Annotated in this window: 2 protein-coding genes; both read right to left on the bottom strand. The window is 74.5% G+C overall.

The window, feature by feature from the left end; translation table 11 throughout:
- Positions 1–1,235: DUF6986 family protein (locus C1I97_RS36500; protein WP_111007189.1), on the bottom strand; the 1,235-nt coding region annotated here is incomplete at its 3' end.
- A 159-nt stretch (positions 1,236–1,394) separates the two neighbouring features.
- Positions 1,395–1,807 (bottom strand): electron transfer flavoprotein subunit alpha/FixB family protein (locus C1I97_RS36495; RefSeq protein ID WP_146608208.1); only part of this gene is annotated, 413 nt, incomplete at its 5' end.

Below are 1,807 nucleotides of genomic sequence, written 5' to 3'. Positions count from 1 at the left end.
CCGGTGAGCCGGGTGACCTCGGCTGTGTCGAGGGCCCCGCAGTCCAGGCCGCGCAGCAGGTGGCCGCTGAGCGCCTTGGCGGTGGCGGGCTCGTCCAGGACGTCGCCGCCCGCGCGGCCGGCGTAGCGGGCGAGGCGGGCGGCCGCCTGCTCGAAGCCCTCGCGGTAGAAGGCGAACACGGCGGCGTACCGGGTGGGGAGGTGTGCGGGGTGCATGTCCCAGCCCTGGTAGTAGGCGCGGGCCAGGGCGCGGCGGACGAGGCCGTAGTGCAGCCGCCAGGCGTCGTGCACCTTCTCGGCCGGGCCGACCGGCAGCACGTTGGTGGAGCCGTCCGAGACGCGTACGCCGGTGCCGGCCGCGGCGACCTGCATGACGGCCTTGGCGTGGTCGGCGGCCGGGTGGTCGCCCGCCTGGTGGGCCGGGGAGACGCCGAGGCAGGCGCTGTAGTCGAAGGTGCCGTAGGGCAGCCCGGTGGCGCGGCCCTCGGCGGCCTGGATCATCCGGGCGACGGTGGCGGTGCCGTCGGCGGCGAGGACGGCCTGGCTGGTCTCGATCTGGATCTCGAAGCCGAGGCGCCCGGCCGGAAGCCCATGGACCCTCTCGAAGGCGTCGAGGAGCCGGACCATGGCGGTGACCTGCTGGGGGTACGTCACCTTCGGCAGCGTCAGGACCAGCCCCTCGGGCAGGCCTCCGGCCTCCATCAGGCCGGTGAGGAAGATGTCCAGGGTGCGGATGCCCCGGTCGCGGACCGCCGCCTCCATGCACTTCATGCGGATGCCCGTGTACGGGGCGGCCGTCCCCTTCTCGTACGCCTCGGCGACCAGCCGGGCCGCGCGGGCCGCCGCCTCGTCCTCCTCCGCGTCCGGGCGGAGGCCGTAGCCGTCCTCGAAGTCGATCCGCAGGTCCTCGACGGGCTCGCGCTCCAGCTTGGCGCGGACGCGATCGTACACGGGCCCGGCCAGGTCGCCGCCCAGGCCGAGGACGGCGGCGAAGGAGGCCGCGTCGGGGGCGTGCTCGTCGAGCGCGGCGAGGGCCTTCTCGCCCCAGGAGCGGATGGTGTCGGCGGCGACGACGTCACCGGGGACGTAGACCGTGTGGACGGGCTGACGCGTACCGGGGTCGCCCGGGTAGCGGCGCTCGAGCTCGGCGTCGACCGGCGCGAGGAAGGCGCCGATCTCCTCGCCGACGGCGCCGGCGAGGCTCGTCGCCACCTTCTGCCGCCGTTCCTGGCCCATCCCGCGCCCTTCCGCTCTCCGCCGCATGGATTCAACAGTTATCCGCGGAGCTCCCAGCCGGTCAACACCCCTTGAACGGCCTGAGCCGTCCGCTCGCCCGGGACAGGCCGAGACCCCCGCGACCGGGTGGGTCACAGGGGCCTCGTCGGCGTCGGGGGTTCAGCCCTTGCGGGTGGTGATCTCCTCGGTGAGCTGCGGGACGACGGCGAACAGGTCGCCGACCACGCCGTAGTCGACCAGGTCGAAGATCGGCGCCTCGGGGTCCTTGTTGACCGCCACGATGGTCTTGGAGGTCTGCATGCCGGCCCGGTGCTGGATCGCGCCGGAGATACCGGCGGCGAGGTACAGCTGCGGCGAGACACTCTTGCCGGTCTGGCCGACCTGCTGGGTGTGCGGGTACCAGCCGGCGTCCACCGCCGCCCGCGAGGCACCCACCGCCGCGCCCAGGGAGTCGGCCAGCGCCTCGATGAGCGCGAAGTTCTCCGCGCCGTTCACGCCCCGGCCGCCGGAGACCACGATCGCGGCCTCGGTCAGCTCCGGACGCCCCGTCGCCTCGCGGGCGGTACGGCCGG

Origin of the sequence: Streptomyces sp. NTH33, assembly GCF_003236365.1 — a bacterium.
Classification (GTDB): domain Bacteria; phylum Actinomycetota; class Actinomycetes; order Streptomycetales; family Streptomycetaceae; genus Streptomyces.
Note: the sequence above shows the minus strand (reverse complement) of the source record. Positions and strands in the feature narration are given on the sequence as shown.